The following is a 17795-nucleotide window of genomic DNA, read 5'->3' as shown; positions in this document are numbered from 1 at the left end:
CAAAACGCTTCCAAATCCAAGCCCGTCAACGCCCGCATTTGGCGGTCGTCTGTAATCGTATTCACATCTAGCATGCCCAAAAATACTATTTGGGAACAACTCTAATGAGAAATCTGTACTGTTCGGGTCGCCCATAGCCTGCTGTAGCGAACGATTCAGGATGGTGTTTACTAACCGTTTTCCTTAACGTGCTATATTTTCCGAATTCTGAGCGGACCCCATGATAATAGGAAGAGGCCCACGGGCCAGGCCCGTCAGCAAGCCAATAAGCACGAGCAGGCCGCAAACCGTCTCGAAGCCGCCCATGAAAGGGCCCGGAAACCCGGGAGCCGGCAGGCCAATCTTGGCGAAGCGACCCGCGCCGCGCTCGGCGGGTAATAGGAATTTCTGCAGGCCTTCGGTGAAGAATACCAGCCCCACCGACAAGCGAATCAGCAGGGTGATGGCGGAGGAATCAGTATGCAGCAGGCGGCGGAGCACAGGCGCGGAAAAAGCGAGTGGGTGAGAAAAAGAAGGACTGCCGTTGCGGCCGTTTCCGGGCTGGCGTATACGTTTTGTTCTGTCGTTCAGCCCCACCTCCGGAGGGGAGGGGCCAGGGGAACAGGCGCTGTACACCGACCTGAAAACCGCTGTGGGCGGGTGGTTGGTAATCGGCACAGGCTGACCATCAGCTTAGTGGCCGCCGGCCGCTGGATCTTCGCCCGTGCTCAGGCCGAGCTTTTTGACCAGCGGCCCGATGCTCAACCCCTGCACGATGATGCTGAAAATCACCACTACGTAGGTGATGCCCACGAGCAGGTCGCGGGGCATGGACTTGGGCAATGACAAAGCCAGGGCCACGGAGATGCCGCCCCGCAGTCCGCCCCAGGTCAGTACGCGCAACGTTTGCCGGTCGAAGGGGTAAAAGCGCCGCAGCAGCACCAGGGGCAGGCCCACCGACATCCAGCGGGCCAGCAGCACCACCACGATGGCCACGACGCCCACCAGCAGCGTCGTGCGGCTGATGTCGAGCACGAGCATCTCCAGTCCGATGAGCACGAAGAGCACCGCGTTGAGAATCTCATCGAGCAGCTCCCAGAACTTGTCCAGGTACTCCCGCGTCACGTCCGACATGCCCAGCTCCCGGCCCTTGTCGCCCACAATCAGCCCCGCCACCACGATGGCCAGCGGCCCTGAGGTGTGCAGCCGCGTGGCCAGGGCCGTGCCGCCCATCACCAGGGCCAGGGTTATCATCACCTCCACCTGGTAGTGGTCGATGCTGCGCAGGGCCCAGAACCCGGCATACCCCAGCGCCGCCCCCAGGGCAACACCGCCCACGGCTTCCTGCAGAAACAGCTTCCCAATCACGGCGGGCGTGGCCTGCCCGGCCCCGAACTGCGCTATCTGAAACAGACTCACGAACACGACCACAGCAATGCCGTCGTTGAAGAGGGACTCACCCACGATGCGGATTTCCAGCCGCTTGTCGATGCGCGCTTCCTTGAGAATGCCCAGCACGGCAATGGGGTCGGTGGGGGAAATAAGCGCCCCGAACAGCAGGCAGTAGATAAAATCGGTGGGCAGCCCGAACAGGGGCAGCAGGTAGTAGAAGGCCGTGCCGACCAGGCCCGTGGACAGCAGCGTGCCGGCCGTGGCCATGGTCCCTACAGCGGCCCCTTCTTTACCCAGGGCCCGCAAATCGACGTGGAGGGCGCCGGCAAACAGCAGAAAGCTCAGCATTACCTGCATGAGCACGGTGTGGAAGTCGATGCTGCGCACCAGCTGGCTGGCCGTGAGCACCCAATCCACGCCGAGCTTGCCCAGCCCGATGGTCAGCAGCGATGTCACCAGGGCCAGCACCATCAGTCCGATAGTGCCCGGCAGCTTCAGGAAGCGGTGGTTGACGTAGCCAAATACGGCGGCTATTACAATGAGCAGCGCCAGGGTGTTGTACAATTCCATCAGGAGGCGGGTAGGGGGAAAATCTAGTAGACGCGAATTCGACGGACTTAGTTGAAACGGCGGAGGGTGACGGCCCCACCAGCATAGATAAGGCGAACTGTTGGGTATTTGGCCAGCAAGGCGGTACTTTGCCCCGATCAAGCGCGCCAAGCGGCATCCCTTCTGCCCCAGCCTGGGTGCAGGCTACCGGAAAATACCTGGTTGTACCGGCCGGTGCCTCCCGGCGCTGCCCACTTCTCTTCCCGCCTATGAATCTCCCCCTTTTCCGCTGGCTGCGTGAGCGTTTCGACCTGGTGCACGACATGGCCGACCCGGTCGACATCGTGGCCCGCGTGGAAGATGGCATGAGCTTTCGGGGCACCAACCTGTGGGTGCTCATGTTCGCTATTCTGGTGGCTTCCGTGGGGCTCAACGTCAACTCTACGGCCGTTATCATCGGGGCCATGCTCATTTCCCCGCTCATGGGGCCCATTGTGGGTATCGGCTTTGGGGCGGCCACGGTAGAAGTGGACCTGATGCGGCGGGGCCTGAAAAACCTGTTCATCGCGGCGGGCATCAGCCTGTTGGTTTCGACCCTGTACTTTCTGCTCACCCCACTCACCGACGCGGGTTCCGAGCTGTTGTCCCGCACCCAGCCTACCGCCTGGGACGTGCTCATTGCCCTGTTTGGCGGGGCGGCCGGCGCCGTGGGCCTCACGCGCCGCTCGCGCGGCAACACCATTCCCGGCGTGGCCATTGCCACGGCCCTGATGCCGCCGCTGTGCACGGCTGGCTACGGGCTGGCCACGGCCCACTGGAGCTACCTGTTCGGGGCGCTGTATCTGTTTTTCATCAACAGCGTGTTTATCAGCCTGGCGACGTTCTTGGTAGCCCGCATCCTGCCGCTGCCGCACCATACCTTTGTCAGCCGCCAGCGGGCCCGGCGGGTGCAGCTCGCCATCTGGGCCGTGGCCCTGCTCACGGCCGTGCCCAGCGTCTACCTGGCCTGGCGCATCGTGCAGCGCACCGTATTTGCCCACAACGCCCGGCAGTTCGTGGACGAGCAGCTGAACCTGCCCGGCACGTTCGTGGTCACGCGCCGCATCGAACCCGAAACGCGCACCATCAATGTGCTGCTGACCGGCGAAACGCTCACGCGGGCCCAGCTGAGCAAAGCCCGGAACGAGCTGGCCCGCTACCGCCTGCCCAACGCCCAGCTGACGGTGCGCCAGGGCCTGGCGCAGCTGGACTCTGCCGATGCCCAGACCATGCGCAACAGCGTGCTGGAAGATGTGCGAAGCCGCAACGAGCAAACCCTGGCCGGCTACGATGCCCGCCTGGCCCAGCTCCAGCAGGTACTCACCCAGGCCGGTAACCCGGCCCTGACCGGACTGCCCGCCGCGCCGGCCCTGCTGCGCGAAATACAGGTAGAGCACCCCACGGTACGCCAGTTGGGTCTGAGCCGCCTGGTTCGGCCGGCTGCCGATTCACTCCGGGCCGATACTACGGTGGTCGTATCCATGCGGACCACCCGGCCGCTGCCAGCCCAGGAGCAGCAGCGCCTGCACCAGTGGCTAATCCTTCGGGCCGGACGCCAGCGCGCCGTGGAACTGTTGCTCAACCCAGCGCTTGACAAGTAAGCAAGGTATAGCGACTTGCCTCGTTCAGGTTTATCCCTTTCTAGCGCCCGCTAGTTATAGCACCATACGAGCAACGACCTGCTGCCCTAACCGGACCACGAGCACATCAAAAAGGGTGGGACAGTTGGGCCAGGTAACCATCGGCATTGGGTCAGTCGGCCATGGCCGAAAGCCGGGCTATTGCTGCCGAAACCAATCTTCTCACTCCTCATTGAGCCCCTTGGGGCGAGCCTGCCCGAGCACCGGCTGATGTACTGGCTGATACCCCTCAGGTGAAGCGCAAGTTGGCCGCCTAGCGCAAGACGACCAGTACGCGGGGCAGCTGCGGGAGAAGTGATTCGCTGGGGCATGGCCTGCACCGACAGTGACGGCACAGCAAGGGGAGCCTGGCGCCGGGTGACTCCAATGCCTCACACTTTTTGCTGCGCCCGAAGTTATTCACTAATCTGACATGTGGGAGCCTCCTTTGAGAGGCTAGGATGAAACTAGCGGAGCCAACCGGCACGGGCGGCAGAGTAGATAGCTGTAACCAAATACCCCTTATGTAGCTTGCTCTGCTATCTGCCCAGGTGCGACCATGCAGAGGGCAGGAACCAGTTGCAACTAATCAGGCAGTCAGTCGATTGTCTTATTTCGAACTTGTAGTAGCCCCCCCTGCGGGCAGAACAAACTAGCCAACTCGCGCTATGAAATTGCTGCTGCTTTGCCTGTTGAGCTTTGCTGACAGTCAGGTTGCCACCGCCCAAAAAAACAAAGGCACTCCCGCTGATTCTACGGTGATTACAGTGTTCCTCAAGCATCAGCAGGACAAGAAGCTCAAGCAGCTGCAGGAGATTCAGGAAAAGAATGGCTTTTGGGAGACTTTTCCACCCAAGGAAGCCCACGTCGTTTCCTGGTACGTGATGATGGGCATCGGCCAGGTGGTGACGCTGAAAGTCGCGGCCAAGGATGTGCGGGCGCTCAACCTGGCCGTCGAAAACGGGGCCTGGGGAGCCTTTAACGCGGAATTTTATCCAACCTACGACTTCGTTCCGATTTGGCGCGAGAGCTTGCGCCAGCGCCAGTCAGCGGAGAAAAAGTAGTGGAATGCCCTGCTCATCCTGCTCTCCATTACCAGCGACTGCTGCACGGGCGAGCGTGGCGGAGCCGCAAGCAGAGGGAGCTAGAGGGGCGGATGAGTAAGGAATCTTTCTGCCGAGATTCGCCCTGGCTAGGGCAGAATCACTTGGCGGCGGTCGTAGCTGAGCACCGTAAACACGCCCAGGCCTCCCTGCACGGTGCTGCGGATGGAGGACGGTTGCGCGAACGGGTTGCCGTTGGCGTTGATGGCCTCGTTGGTGGAAGCCCGAAACTGGTAGTAGGCCGGGTCGAGGTGATAAAGCGTGGCGATGAGGGTGTCCTGCGACGCGAAATCGTAGCCAGTGCCCAGCGTGAACGGTCGCCCGTCGTTGAAGCGGTCCTGGACGTCGTAGTCGACCTCGGCCAGGGTCCGGACGTTGGACTTGTGCACCAGCAGGCGGTAATAGTTGCCCACGCCGGGCGGGTCCCGGAAATTGGTCAGCAGGTAGGCCTTGCGGTTGGCCCCGGTGAGCTGGTTGAACTCGAAATCGACCGAATCGATGGGGACCCGCGTGGGCACCGTGGCCGTGCCCGTGACCGTACGGCCGCGCTGGTCGCGCACTTCCAGGGCGAAAGTGGCCCCGGGCGGCGCTACCAGGGCCGGGCCGCCCCCGTGGGTGTAAAACCGGTTGGTCCGCGCGTCCACACCCGGCTGAAAAGGCAGGTTGCGCCGGCTGCCGTCGGCCAGAATCAGGGTCACGGTTACGTCGGTGGGCAGCAGCACGCGCTGACCGTTGGGCAGGGCAATGGCCTGGCTGCCGGCGGGCGGGGCCTGGTTGTTGTTCAGATAAGGTACCGACTCGGTGACGGCCAGGCGCGGCACCTGTCCGTCTTCGAGGTAGCACTCGGTCACGAGCTGCGGCGGGTAGTTGGGCAGCGGCACGTTCGCGTCGTTTTGCAGGGCGCCGCAGCCGGCTACTGCCAGCAACAGGCCCAGAACCAGCACGAAGGCGGCAGCTGATTCGCAGCGGCTAGTGATTCTCTTCCGGAAGGAGTTCATGAGACAGACAAAAAAGGGCGTAGGGCAACTGTGGGCCGGCTTTGGCGGCCGGGAACAACGGCCCCCGGCTAGAAGTGAAAGTTGTAGGTCACCGAGGGGATGACCGGGAACAGCGACACCTGCTGGGCCTTGAAATCCACGATTTGGTCGTTGGCGTCCTTGACCGTGTCGAAGAAGATGAAGTAGGCGTTGCGTCGGTTGTAGGCGTTGTACACGCTGAAGGTCAGGTCCGACGTGCTAAACAGCCGGGTGGGCTTGAGCTTCCAGACCAGGCCCAGGTCGAGGCGATGGTAGGGAATGAGCCGGTAGGTGTTGCGGTCGGGGTACACGGGCACGGCCTGCGGCGCGGTGCCGCCCACGTCCTGGTAGGCAAAGCGGCCCAGCGGCAGCGTGGTGGGCGCCCCGCTGGCGTACACGAAGCTAGCCGTCAGGCTCACGCGCTCCGTCAGGTTGTGAATCAGCACGGCCGTCAGGTTGTGGCGGCGGTCGTAGCTGGGAAAATACGCTTCGCCCCGGTTGATGCCCGTGGTGCCGCGCTGGGGCGGAAACCGGCGCGTGGTCCAGGCCAGGGTGTAGCCCAGCCAGCCGGTGGTGCGGCCGGTTTTCTTCTCCAGGTAGATTTCGTTGCCGTAGCTCTGGCCCTTGCCGAAGAGGAATTCGCCGTCCAGCTCCTGGTTCACGAACAGCTGGGCGCCATCCTTGAAATCAATCTGGTTGGTGCCCCATTTGTAGTACACTTCATCAGTGAGCAGGAACCGGCCGCCGCCCAGCAAAAAGCTCACGCCCGTGCTCACCTGCTGCGAGCGTTGGGGCTTCACGCTCAGCCGCGAGGGGTACCAGATGTCGGTGGGCAGCGTGGCCCCGGAGTTGGTCACCAGGTGCACGTATTGGTACATCAGGGCGTAGTTGAGCTTGAGGGAGGTGTTCGCAGTCAGCGCGTAGCGGGCCGCGGCGCGGGGCTCCAGCCCGATGTAGCGGTCGGAACCGCTCTGGAAGCCCGACAGGCGCAGGCCCCCTTCGAGCTGCAGCTTGTCGGTGGCCCGGAAGTTGTCGGACACGTAGAGGCCGGCTTCTTCGCCCCGGTAGCGCACGTCGGCCCCGAAGCTTATCCGGTTGTCCTGCGAGCCGGCCTGCAGGCGGCCCACCCCGAAGCGGTGCTGCGTGAGCACAGCCCCCAGCTTGAGGCTGTGCCGGTCGTTGGGCAGCCAGTCCACGTCCACCCGCCCGGTGTAGTCGCGGATGGTCGAGCCCAGGTTGAAGCTGAACTGGTCGAGCTTGTTGGTAAGCTGGTATTGGTAGTCGGTGACCGAGACCGACGTATTGGCAATCAGCTTGGGGTTGAAAGTATGCTGCCAGCGCACCACGCCCAGCGTGTTGCCCCAGTTGAAATCAAAGTTGAAGCTGTTCGGGCTGGCAAACCCGAACACGTCGCGGCCCAGGTAGCCCGTGGCGAATACCTCGTCCTGGTCGCCCAGGCGGTAGCTGGCCTTGGCGTTGAGGTCGTAGAAAAAGTAGTCCGGAATGGGCTGGTAGCTCTCGTCGCCCGCGTTGCGGCGGTTGATGGCGCGGGTGAATACGTCGAAGTACGTCCGGCGGCCCGACACGATAAACGAGCCTTTGGCCGGCGCGCCCGCTTCGGCCCGGCCCAGCGGCCCCTCCACCGTCAGGCGCGAGGAAATGAGGCCGATGCCCCCCGTGACCCCGATTTTCTCGCGGGAGCCGGCCCGCAGCTTCACATCCACCACCGACGAGAGCCGCCCGCCAAACTGCGCCGGAAAGCCCGACTTGTACAGGTCCACGCTCTGCACGGCGTCGGAGTTGAACACCGAAAACAGCCCGAACAGGTGGTTGGGATTGTATACCAGCGCATTGTCCACCAGCACCAGGTTCTGGTCCGACGAGCCGCCGCGCACGAACAAGCCGCTGGTGCCCTCGCCGCCGTTCTGCACGCCCGGCTTGAGCTGCAGCGTTTTCAAAATGTCCACCTCGCCGAACAGGGCCGGCAAAAGCTTGGCCTCCCGGATGCTGAGGCTTTCGACGCCCATCTGGGTCGATTTGAGCTTCTGCTCCAAGCTCACGCTGCCTTCCACCACCACCTCGCCCAGCTCGTTGCCGTTTTCGCTCAGGCTAAAACTCAGGCGCTGGTCGCGGTTCAGGTTCACTTCCCGCGTGAAGGACTGGTAGCCGATAAAGCTGACGACCACCTGGTGCCGGCCCGCGGGCAGGGACAGGGAAAACGCGCCCTGCTCGTCGGCGGCCACCCCGGCGCTCAGGGCCGGCACGGCCACCGTCGCGCCCGGCAGGGCCTCGCCGGCCGCCGTACGCACGGTGCCGCTCAGCGTGTGGCGCGGGCCCTGCGCCCAGCCCGGCCGCGCCAGCAGCGTGAGCAGCAAACAGAACAGGCCTAGGGTGCGCGGCAGGAAGAAAACGGACATAGCGACTGAAAAAAGAGATAGACGAATGAAGGCGGCATTGCCTTTAATCCGCGGAAGAAGTTTTTGTTAAGTTTACCGGGGCGGGCCCCGCCGGAACGTTCGCCCACGCTCAGGGCCAGGACCAGGACCAGGCCAGCCCGAAAGCCAGCCGGCTCCGCGACCCCGGCGCTGCCACACCAGCCCGGCCAGGCGGCCGGCTTCCCGGCCCGCACCGGGAAGCGGGGGGAATCGAGCTCGGGCGGCATGCCGAGCGTGCCGGAATGGGCCTAGAAGCCCAGAATCACGTTCACGCCCACCTGCCCGCTGCGGAAGGTGGTATCCCCGAGCCCGTCCACGGTGCCGGAGCGCGAGGCCGTCTCAAATTCGGTTTCCAGGCCCAGGCTGAACCCTTTCAGGGGCACGGTGTAGCCAATGCCCCCCATGAAGGAAGTGCCCAGCGCGTACTGGTGGCGGTAGAAGTTGGTTTCTTCATCGAAGCGCTTGGTGGTGAGCTGGCCGAAACCCGCGCTGCCGCGCACATACAGGCCGCGCCCAAACTCCCGGCTCAGCACGTAGTACTTGGCGGCCAGGGCCAGGTTGTAGCAGTTGAAGATATAGTCGTCGCCGAAGTCGCCTTCCACCGGCGCGCCGAACGAGCCCGAAATGCGCGAGCCCACGCCCAGGCCGCGCCACTTTTGGGGCGCCACGTAGAAGCCGGCCAGGATGTTGTTGCCGGTGCCGGGCTTGGCGCTGCCGCCCAGGGCCTGGTTGAGCTTGGCGCGGGTGTCACCAAAATAGAGCGTCTTGTTGAGGCCCAGGCCGATTTCGGCGTACACGGGGATTTTGGATTCCGCTTTCTGAGCGGTGGCAGTGGCGGCGTGGCCGAGCAGGATGACGGCCAGGGCGGCGGTAAAAAGCAGGTTTTTCATGGGGCTGTCGAAGCCGGGTTGGTTTGCTAAAGCTTCCGGACAAAGGTCCCCCGAGCGCCCGGGCTAAAACGATGACTTGGGTTAAGAAAAGCCCCCACGCCTCGGGCGACCCAACAGTAGCCTTGATTAAGGGTTTGGGGCAAAAGTTGCGTGGGTGCCGGGTTCGTGGCAGGCACACCCCACTCCACGCTGAGCAAGGTGCCTAAGTCGAAGCAACGTGTCGTCAGTAAGTGAACAGAAAATCCAAGGATGTATAGTCCCATTGCTGGGGATGCATGGCAGGTGCCAGCTGTGGTTGTGCAAACAGGTGGGCCCGCCGTTGGCCGCCAGCTACTCGCCAGAGCCAGCCAAACGCCGGACCGGAATTGTACGGTGGCGGGCTGCAAAAGCAGCCGCGCTAGTAGCCCGTCTTATCATCGAGGTAACGAATATTCGTCAACTCTTCGCTTACCTGCCACAACCGGTCAGCAACCTTTTCATCCCTGGAAGATTCATCCGAATCCACTTGGGTTGGATAGCCCCTCATTTGCTGAAAACCGGCCGGGCCGATAAACTCGCCTCCTTTCAGGTTTTCCCCCAACGCCGCGTGCAGGATGGGAAGGGCGCCTTGGCTGGCGGGTTGCAAAAAGAGGCTGCCCAGCGGCCGGACGAAAGCCGGGAAGTACTGGTCCAGATTGGTCTTGGCCAAGCCCGGATGGGCCGCCACTGACCGGGTAGGGTAATCAGCAGCGGCTAACCGGCGCTGCAGTTCGTAGGCAAACACCAGGCAGGCCCGCTTGCTTTGTCCATAGGCTTTGCGCCGGCTATAGCCTTTCCGGGCGGGTAAATCGTCAAAGTCAATCTCAGCCCACTTATAGGCTATCCAAATAGGCAATTGTACCAGGTGATTCGAGCGCAGGTAAAATGCAGCATGGCCAAGTAGTTTTCGGGCTTCTTGGCCCAGCGGGTGAGCAGGTGGCGGAAGCGGTTGAGCCAGGAATGGGTGCGTTCGACCACCCAACGGCGGGCCTTTTGGCCCGCTTTCTTGGACTGCGCTTCTTCTCCCCGGGGCCGGATGTGGGCCGTGTAGCCGTGGGCGGCCACGATTGCGCGCACCTGGGCGTAGTCGTAGCCCGCGTCCAGGCACAGCTGTTGCGCGTGACCGGCGTCCCGGTGAATAGCGCGGGCCGCTTCTGCTGCCGGGGGCAGGCTCATCAACGTGCTTTCGGTCAGTTTCATGTCATGCCCATTCGCCCCGTCCAGCACCAGGCCCACCGGGAGGCCCCGCGCCTCGGTCAGCAAGCTGCGCTTGACGCCGCCTTTGCCCCGGTCCGTGGGGTTGGGCCCCGTTTTTTTTCCCGCCCAGCGGCGCTTTGTGCAGCGAGCCGTCGAGCGCCATCCAGGCGAAGGTTAAGCCAATCAAGTCGTCATAGTCCTGCAAGGCTTCGTCCCAGAGCCGGGCAAACACCCCGGCCTTTACCCACTGCTGAAAGCAGCTGTGGGCCGTGGAGCCTTTCACCAATCCGGTCGCATTCAAGGTTTTCCATTGGCAGCCCGTGCGCAGTACAAAGAATATGGCATCCAACACGTCGCGGTCAGCAAGGCGCTGGCGGTGGCGGCCCAACGGGTGCGCCTTCGGGACGTGAACAGGCAGAAGCGGGGCCAGCCGCGTCCAGAGCGCATCGGAAATGGTAAATTCTTGCGTCGTTGCCATGCCCCTAAATTAAGCCCTATTTGGATAGCCTCTTAGCTGCCCGCCGGCCACCTACCGCAAGCTGGCCGGGGCCGCGGGCAACTGCGTTGCCCAGAACGGGGCCTTGGTGCATGGGCTTGTCTGGCGCCGGTACCCGCGTACCGGGTGCCCGGCCCCGGTAGCGGCTGGTCTGCGGTTGGGAAACTGAGGCTCCCGCCGTTTGTCCAATTTTTTTCGACCTTACCAACTATGAAAACAACCCTGACTCTTTTGGCTGGCTTGGTGCTGGCGGGCGCCGGCGCCCAGGCCCAGGCCCAGGCCCTGACCGGTACCGTCACGGTAGGCGGTGCCAATCCGACCTATGCCACCCTGACGGCCGCCGCAACCGCCCTGCAAACCAACGGCGTGGGCCCCGGCGGCGTGACGGTGGCCGTGCGCCCCGGCACCTACCCCGAGCGGCTCGTGCTCAGCACCATCACCGGCTCTTCGGCGACCAGCCGCATCCGGTTTGTGGGGCGGGGCGGCAGCGTGACGCTGCAGCCGGTAGGCACGAGCGGCACCACCGACGCGGCCGTGCTCATCACGGCCTGCGACTACCTCACGCTCGATTCGCTGAACGTGACCGACGGCGGCAGCTCCGCAACCGACCAGGTGGAAGTCGGGGTCAGCATCACCGGCACCGGCACCAAAGGCAGCACCAACGTCACGGTGAGCAACTGCGCCATTCGCCTGGGCGGCGGCCCGGCCCCGGCGGCGGCGCCCGGCTCGCGCGGGGTGCAGATCGTATCGGCCGCCACAGCTGCCAGCGGGGCCAACAACAACAACCGCATCGTGAACGTGCGGGTAGACCGGGCCAGCACGGGCATCCGCCTGGCCGGGGTGGCGGCCTTTTCCGGAGCGCCCACCTTTACCGATTCCGGCAACGAGGTGATTGGGTGCGTGCTGGGCAGCCAGCGGTTTATCGGGCTCGACGGCAGCAGCGGAACGGCCGCGGGCATCTCGGCCGCGGCGCAGCGCCGGATGCGGCTGGTAGGCAACCGCATCGACAGCGTGCTGATTCGCAACGCCAGCCCCATTTTGCCCGTCAGCGCCGCGGGCTTTAGCTTCGATAACTCCAGCGGGCTTCTGGAAAGCAACCGCGTCGGCTACGTGCGCTTTGCGGGCACGGGCGGCTCGCAGGTGCAGGGCATTCGGGCCAGCGTCATTCTCGGCGATACGCTCAAAGTGTTCAACAACTTCATCGGCGGCATTCAGCGCCTCGACTTCACGGCCGGTACCACCGATAACACCCTGTATGCGCAGGGCATCTGGCTATTTCGGCAAACGGGCGGCGGCGGGCTCACCCAGGCTTTTCACAACACCATTGTGCTGCCCGCCGCGCCGGCCCCGGTGGCGTACTCATCCGCCGGCTTTTACCTGACCGGCGGCAGCGGGGGGCTGTTTCCGGCGCAGCTGCGCAACAACATCATCATCAACCGCCTCAGCACGAGCGTGGCCACGCAAAACGCGTTGGCCGTGGTCGACGGCAACACCACCCGCGGCAACCTGACCAGCGTCAATAACGTGCTGCTGACTCCCGGCACGAACGGCGCCATCGGCCAGACGGGCCGCGAGCTGGGCGGCACGCGCATCACCTCCACCACGCTGGCCGACTGGCAAACCAATTCCACGTACGACGCCGGCTCGGTCAGCCGGCTCGTTTCCTTCGTAAATGAGGCCGCCGGCGACTTGCATTTGGCCGGGGCATCGGTCGGCGACTTCGCCCTGGCCAGCCCCCCGCTGGCCGCCGTGCCCCGCGATATCGACGGCGCCCTACGCAACGTGGCGGCCACCTATCGGGGCGCCGACGAAGCAAGTTTCCCTCTGCGCACCCAGGCCGCGCAAGCTGCCCTGCTACACCTGCAGGCCTACCCCAACCCCACGGCTAACCGTCTGGCGTTGGGCTACCAGCAGGACGTGCCCGGTACCGCGCACTTTATCGTGCTGGATGCCGTGGGGCGCCCCGTACGCACCCTCACCAGCCCCCACCAACCAGCCGGCATGCAGCAGCAGGAGTTGGATTTGAGCAAGTTGGCCGCTGGCGTCTACCTGGTGCAGGTGAACGTGCCGGTGCCAAACGGTGCGCGGGCCACCGCCACGGTACGCGTGAGCGTGATCCATTGATGACCTTCGGTAAAAGGCGGGTTCAAAAGGCGCATTTACCAGCTCCCAAGGCTGGACTGCGTACCGGAAAGCCATTTGTAGTGCGTTGACGGTATTCTCATTCCGCAAACATGTTCCGGATACGGCTATCTCGGCCTAATGCTGGATAACAGTAGGGGCGACCATTGGTACCGGAAAAGGACCGTTTTGTGAGTCTGCCCACCCCTGCAAGTCTTCCCTCCGACACCTTCCGTTTCTGCTACTGTGCCACCCCTACTCGGGCTGGTATGCCTACGCAGGGATAAGTGGGCTATTCACCACAGATAATGCGGCCATTGAACCCTGCCATTTATTTGCTCCCGTTGTGGCCGGCATCAATCGCAGGGTGGTTGCGTTGGGTAGCGCCCTAGTGGTTCTGGTCGGACCTGTCGGCAGTTGGAAAGCTACTGCAGTCAACCCCTTTAGAGGGCCAGGAATGCGGTTAGTTCCCCTGCATACGTCAGCGTGAGCTGGTGCATGGCCCGGGTGCAGGCGACGTAAAGCATACTCTTGTCGACCTCCGTTTTATACGTTCGGGCGGAAGCAAAGGGCACAATGACCGCGTCGAATTCAAGCCCCTTGGCCAGATGGGCCGTGGTGATGATAATCCCTTCCTTGAAGGAGGTAGACTCCGCCGTGAGCAAATGAACGTCTGGAGCCTGAAGGGCCTGATAGGCTTTCTCAGCCTGCCGCAGGGTTTTGCAGATGATGCCCAGGGAATGATTGCCGGAGGTTTGAAAGGCGACAATTGCTAGTTTGATCGTCTCCAACTCCTCCTCGTGGCTGTGGCAGCGCACGACGGCGGGCTCCTGCCCGTGCCGTTCTAACGGGATGATGTGGGGATTTGGCATCAAGTGTTGCGCGAAGGCCGTAATCTCGACCGTCGAGCGGTAGCTGCGGTAGAGCTTCACTACCTCGGCTTGCGGAAATACCCGTTCGATCGTTTCGGCGGAGGAGGCGCTGTACGGATTCACCGTCTGGCTCACATCGCCCAGAATGGTTTTCCGGCACAGGAACAACCGGGATAAGACGGCATACTGCACCGGGGTGTAGTCCTGCATCTCGTCCACCAGCAGGTGCTTGACCTGATCGTAGGTGGTGAGGCCTTCCAGGCGCAGGCGCAGGTAAATCAGGGCAAAGACATCCGCATACTCCAGGCGCAGGCGGTGGTCGATCCTCAACAGCTCGGGCCGGCCAATCCAGCGGTAGAAATCCCGGTACAGGTCCAGCACGTTGTTCAGCCTGAACATGCGGGGAATGGCTTCCCCGATCGTGGCTTTCTCCTGCCCGCTCAGCTTACGGCCGGCGGCGTCGCGCACGTACGCCCGTACGTCGTTGGCAACCAGCGCGAAGCGTTTGAGGAGCGGAACGCGGTGGTAGGACTTGAACTTCTGCTGAATGAAGGCCACCGGCACGACGGTTCTGCCGACCCGCAGCTCGGTCACGGTGAAGTAGGTATTCTCAATATGCAGGAGGTACTGATTCAGCTGGCCGAGGAATTCAAACGAGGATTTAAACCGGATGCGTTCGATGAACGCCGGGTCGTGCTCCTCCAGCAGCGCGGACACCTGCTCGAAAAACGTCTGGAACGGGTACCGGTGGTCGAGCAGGTCGGCTGCCAGCTCCTCCATGCCCAGCTCGGGAATATGCTCCTCCCCCAGCTCGGGCAAGACGTTGGAGATGTAGTCGGCGAAGACTTTGTTGGGCGAAATAATGAGAATGTCCTTGGCCGCAATGGTTTCCCGGTAGCGGTAGAGCAGGAACGCAATGCGGTGCAGGGCAATGGAGGTTTTCCCCGAGCCGGCCACGCCCTGGATCACCATCACCGGGGTCGTCTCGTTGCGGATCACCGCGTTCTGGTCGCGCTGGATGGTGGCGACGATGTTCTTCAGCTTGTCGTCCGAGGACTTGGCCAGCTCCTGCTGCAGCACGTCGTCGTGAATGTTCACGTCGCTGTCGAGCATAAACTCCAGGCGGCCGTCCCGGATCTTGTACTGCCGTTTCAGCTCGATGGTGCCGTGGATCGTGCCGGAAGGGGTGGCGTAGGAGGCTTTGCCCAGCTCAAAGTCGTAGAACATCGAGGAAATCGGGGCCCGCCAATCGTAGATCAGACCCTGGCGCCGCTGCTCATCAATGAAGGAGTAGATGCCGATGTACACCGGCAACCGGATCTGGTCCCGCGAGACGAAATCAATGCGGCCAAAGTAGGGAGACTGCCCCAGCTTGACGAGTTTGTGCTTCCGGGCCACGGCCGCTTCGCCCGTAAAAGCCATGCGGTTGATGGATTGGTCGGCAGCCACCATGTCGGCGTCGTCCATACCGGACTGGTGCTCATGGATATATTCCTTTTTTTCCCGGAGCTCGTTGGAAAACTGCTTCACGGCGTCATCTACCCGGCGGATAGCCAGGGTCAGCTGCTCCTTGATTTCTTCCAGGTACTCTCTTTCTTCTTGCGGCGTTGCGTTCATCCCGGGCGACTCTTTCTTGGAAAATGGACCCCAAAGGTGCCATCAAATTCCGGGCTATAGAAGAGCCGTGCTTCTTTTATCCGGCGCTTCGACCCCGGCAACCTGGTAAATAGTAGAACAGGCCCTGATTTTCGGGCTTTTGACCCAGAATCCGGCCGCTACCGGGAAGATGGCCTTGGTTAAAAGGTTGGTCCAAANTCGCTCCGGTCGGACGGCTTTTTCCGCCGTCCGACCGGTCGTTGTAGGCCCGATGTATTTATCGGCAGCCAGCGACGACCGGTCCGACGGCGAAAAGCCGTCAGACTGGGTACACCGTTCACGAAACCGCTATAAGTGAAGTGCTTATCAACCGCCACTTTTTACCCGAGAATAGGTACCGACAGGGCATTTTCACAGCAGTAAACCTGGATTTAGCGGGTTCAGGTGGCCCTTTGAGCAATCAAAGGACAGTTTTCCCATCGCGCAGTTGCGGTTAATTGAACCTTGATTACGGAACAAGTTTTCTGACCTAAGTTAACTTGTTTCCTACCCAGTTTGCTCGGTGCTGGACGTTGCGGCATGTTGTACAGTTATCGGGAGGTTTCACTGAACAAGTAGCCCTGATTACCCGCTGAATGCAGATATAGCGGTTTCGTGAACGGTGTGGCCGACTTTATGCGCGCCCCGTACAGCATGGTATGCACCCTTATTCACTTGATTTGCGCACCCGTGTAGCCGCCGCCTGCCAGCAGCCCGGTGCCGGCAAAACGGCCGTGGCCCGGCGCTTCGGCGTGAGTCGTACGTTTGTGCAGTCGCTGCTGCGCCAGCAGCGCGAAACCGGCTCGCTGGCCCCCAAGCCGGCACGCGGCGGCCGGGCCCGCTTCTTGGATGCGGCGGCCCAGGCTTGGCTGGTCGCGTACGTGGACCAGCACGTCGACGTGACGCTGGCTGAACTCGGCACCGCCTGGCAGGCCAGCGGTGGCCGGCCCGTGGGCCAGACCTGCTTGTGGCAAGTGCTCAACGAGCACCGGCTGCGGCGCAAAAAAAAGCCTGCACGCCACGGAACGTGATACGCCCCGCGTGCACGAAGCACGCCGCCAGTACGTACAGACCGTCGTGCCCCGCCCCGACGTGGCCCGGTTTCACTTCCTGGACGAAACGGGCCTGCGCCTGGACCAGTGCCGCCGCTACGCCCGGGCCCGGGGCGGACGGCGCGTGGGGCAGGCCGTGCCGCTGAACCGGGGGCGCAGCCTGACCTTGATCGGGGCCTTGTCTGTGCGGGGGCTGCACGGGGTACAGTTGCTGTCCGCCCCGCTGACCCAGCACAGCTTTGCCCTCTACATCGCCCATATTCTGGCCCCGCAACTGCGCCGGAGCGACGTACTGGTACTCGATAACCTACGCGTGCATCACCTGACGGGCCTGCGCGAGTGGCTGGGTAAGCGCGGGGTGGAGGTGCTGTTTCTGCCCCCTTACTCGCCCGACTTTTCGCCGATCGAGCAGGCCTGGAGCAAGCTCAAAACCAAGCTGCGGGCCGCGCAGGCCCGCACCGAGCAGGCCCTCAAAGCGGCCCTGCACCAGGCCCTCGATTGGATCAGCAGCCCCGACCCCCGCCACTGGTTTGGCCACTGTGGCTATCACGTACCGCCCCGGTAGTAGCTGACCAAACGGTTCACGAAACCGCTATAAAAGGGTAGGCCCAAAATCGCATTGGGAATAGCTTCCCATCGGTCGGCGAATAGCGCACTTGAATGCGCAGAACGTCCTCCCACTAATGTCTCGGCGGGGCTAGTACCCTTGTGCGCCTTGCGGCTTCCATTCTGCTTTTAACACGGACATCACAATTTTATCGTGAAATACGCCTTGTCGACAAGCAGCTTGTCGTAGACGCCCTTCCACGACAAAGCCAGCTTTCGTGTAGGCTTTCAAGCCGCCCGTATTCGATTCGGAAACCGTGAGCATAATCCGATTGAGTTGGTGGCTGGTGAAGCCGATATGGACGATTTGCTTCGTTACGGCCGTACCCACGCCCTTCCCCCACGATGCTTTCTCGCCGATAAAGATGAAGTATTCGCCCGATTGATTCGTTACGGAAATACCCGAGAGGCCGGCATAGCCAATCAACGCGTTGGTTTGCTCCACATAGATACCGAAGTTCAGGGTGTTTGCCTGCTGTAAGGTGGCCGCAAACCACTGGTCAATCTGCTCCGTGGTCTTCATGCTTTGGAAAGCCGAGAGCGAATACTCGATGACTTCGGGGTCGCGGAGCCAATTGTAAAAGTGCGCAACGTGTTCCGGTTGCAAAGGAGCGAGCTTCACCATAACCCTGTTCTATCAGTTACTTGCCGTGGAGTAGGCAGGCGCTAAAAGTAAGAGGGTGTTTGGGAATTTAGGCAAGCCGGTTTAGGCATAAGGCCATGTTGGCGAGCAAGAGCCAGGTGACGTGGCTGGCGGGGGTATACTCGTAGTCAAT

General features: G+C 62.4%; 14 protein-coding genes. 5 read left to right on the top strand and 9 right to left on the bottom strand.

The window, feature by feature from the left end; genetic code table 11:
- Positions 1-183: 183 nt before the first annotated feature.
- Positions 184-576, bottom strand: a complete 393-nt coding sequence (locus ABD842_RS08175) for a DoxX family protein (protein ID WP_345112451.1) — start codon at positions 574-576, stop codon at positions 184-186.
- Positions 577-672: 96 nt separating this feature from the next.
- Positions 673-1941 (bottom strand): cation:proton antiporter, encoded by a 1269-nt coding sequence (locus ABD842_RS08170; protein WP_345112450.1) that lies wholly within the window; start codon positions 1939-1941, stop codon positions 673-675.
- 248 nt (positions 1942-2189) lie between these two features.
- Here ABD842_RS08170 and ABD842_RS08165 point away from each other — a divergent pair, with 248 nt between their 5' ends.
- Positions 2190-3560 carry a DUF389 domain-containing protein gene (locus ABD842_RS08165; RefSeq protein ID WP_345112448.1) on the top strand — a complete coding sequence of 457 codons (1371 nt, stop codon included), beginning with the start codon at positions 2190-2192 and terminating at the stop codon, positions 3558-3560.
- 686 nt (positions 3561-4246) lie between these two features.
- Positions 4247-4642: a hypothetical protein gene (locus ABD842_RS08160; protein ID WP_345112446.1), complete on the top strand. Its 396-nt coding sequence runs from the start codon at positions 4247-4249 to the stop codon at positions 4640-4642.
- A 128-nt stretch (positions 4643-4770) separates the two neighbouring features.
- On the opposite strand, the gene ABD842_RS08155 is transcribed toward ABD842_RS08160, so the two are convergent.
- The 5 genes from ABD842_RS08155 to ABD842_RS08135 all read right to left on the bottom strand — a co-directional run bounded on the left by ABD842_RS08155 (position 4771) and on the right by ABD842_RS08135 (position 10715).
- Positions 4771-5679, bottom strand: coding sequence for a DUF4249 domain-containing protein (locus ABD842_RS08155; protein WP_345112444.1), 909 nt, complete (start codon positions 5677-5679; stop codon positions 4771-4773).
- A gap of 68 nt (positions 5680-5747) precedes the next feature.
- Positions 5748-8114, bottom strand: coding sequence for a TonB-dependent receptor (locus ABD842_RS08150; protein ID WP_345112442.1), 2367 nt, complete (start codon positions 8112-8114; stop codon positions 5748-5750).
- A gap of 266 nt (positions 8115-8380) precedes the next feature.
- Positions 8381-9022 (bottom strand): hypothetical protein, encoded by a 642-nt coding sequence (locus ABD842_RS08145; protein WP_345112440.1) that lies wholly within the window; start codon positions 9020-9022, stop codon positions 8381-8383.
- A 397-nt stretch (positions 9023-9419) separates the two neighbouring features.
- Entirely contained in the window at positions 9420-9896 is a 477-nt protein-coding gene (locus ABD842_RS08140; protein ID WP_345112438.1) for an SDR family NAD(P)-dependent oxidoreductase, read from the bottom strand.
- Positions 9881-10715 (bottom strand): IS5 family transposase gene (locus tag ABD842_RS08135; protein ID WP_425553162.1). Its coding sequence is split into 2 segments (ribosomal slippage): positions 9881-10363 and positions 10365-10715, totalling 834 coding nucleotides; the frame shifts between segments, so codons are not numbered across the junction. The genes ABD842_RS08140 and ABD842_RS08135 overlap by 16 nt, the downstream gene beginning before the upstream one ends.
- 228 nt (positions 10716-10943) lie before the next feature.
- Here ABD842_RS08135 and ABD842_RS08130 point away from each other — a divergent pair.
- Positions 10944-12857: a T9SS type A sorting domain-containing protein gene (locus ABD842_RS08130; RefSeq protein ID WP_345112434.1), complete on the top strand. Its 1914-nt coding sequence runs from the start codon at positions 10944-10946 to the stop codon at positions 12855-12857.
- Positions 12858-13297: 440 nt separating this feature from the next.
- Here ABD842_RS08130 and ABD842_RS08125 read toward each other — a convergent pair whose 3' ends face one another.
- The gene (locus ABD842_RS08125; protein ID WP_345112432.1) at positions 13298-15343 is read right to left on the bottom strand and encodes a HelD family protein; all 2046 of its coding nucleotides are present in this window, start codon (positions 15341-15343) and stop codon (positions 13298-13300) included.
- A gap of 698 nt (positions 15344-16041) precedes the next feature.
- On the opposite strand from ABD842_RS08125, the gene ABD842_RS08120 reads away from it, so the two are divergent.
- Positions 16042-16392: a hypothetical protein gene (locus ABD842_RS08120; RefSeq protein WP_345112430.1), complete on the top strand. Its 351-nt coding sequence runs from the start codon at positions 16042-16044 to the stop codon at positions 16390-16392.
- 10 nt (positions 16393-16402) lie between these two features.
- Complete coding sequence (locus ABD842_RS08115; RefSeq protein ID WP_345112429.1) at positions 16403-16978, top strand: IS630 family transposase; 576 nt, start codon at positions 16403-16405, stop codon at positions 16976-16978.
- A 132-nt stretch (positions 16979-17110) separates the two neighbouring features.
- On the opposite strand, the gene ABD842_RS08110 is transcribed toward ABD842_RS08115, so the two are convergent.
- Entirely contained in the window at positions 17111-17644 is a 534-nt protein-coding gene (locus tag ABD842_RS08110) for a GNAT family N-acetyltransferase (protein ID WP_345112427.1), read from the bottom strand.
- Positions 17645-17795 lie beyond the last annotated feature (151 nt).

It is taken from the genome of Hymenobacter algoricola (genome assembly GCF_039539525.1).
GTDB classification, from domain to species: Bacteria; Bacteroidota; Bacteroidia; order Cytophagales; family Hymenobacteraceae; genus Hymenobacter; species Hymenobacter algoricola.
Note: the sequence above shows the minus strand (reverse complement) of the source record. Positions and strands in the feature narration are given on the sequence as shown.

What these genes read in the sequence shown, in the direction of transcription:
- ABD842_RS08170 (WP_345112450.1), bottom strand. Translation starts at nt 1,941, where the DNA reads ATGGAATTGTACAACACCCTGGCGCTGCTCATTGTAATAGCCGCCGTA.
- ABD842_RS08145 (WP_345112440.1), bottom strand. Translation starts at nt 9,022, where the DNA reads ATGAAAAACCTGCTTTTTACCGCCGCCCTGGCCGTCATCCTGCTCGGC.
- ABD842_RS08110 (WP_345112427.1), bottom strand. Translation starts at nt 17,644, where the DNA reads ATGGTGAAGCTCGCTCCTTTGCAACCGGAACACGTTGCGCACTTTTAC.
- ABD842_RS08160 (WP_345112446.1), top strand. Translation starts at nt 4,247, where the DNA reads ATGAAATTGCTGCTGCTTTGCCTGTTGAGCTTTGCTGACAGTCAGGTT.
- ABD842_RS08155 (WP_345112444.1), bottom strand. Translation starts at nt 5,679, where the DNA reads ATGAACTCCTTCCGGAAGAGAATCACTAGCCGCTGCGAATCAGCTGCC.
- ABD842_RS08165 (WP_345112448.1), top strand. Translation starts at nt 2,190, where the DNA reads ATGAATCTCCCCCTTTTCCGCTGGCTGCGTGAGCGTTTCGACCTGGTG.
- ABD842_RS08150 (WP_345112442.1), bottom strand. Translation starts at nt 8,114, where the DNA reads ATGTCCGTTTTCTTCCTGCCGCGCACCCTAGGCCTGTTCTGTTTGCTG.
- ABD842_RS08125 (WP_345112432.1), bottom strand. Translation starts at nt 15,343, where the DNA reads ATGAACGCAACGCCGCAAGAAGAAAGAGAGTACCTGGAAGAAATCAAG.
- ABD842_RS08130 (WP_345112434.1), top strand. Translation starts at nt 10,944, where the DNA reads ATGAAAACAACCCTGACTCTTTTGGCTGGCTTGGTGCTGGCGGGCGCC.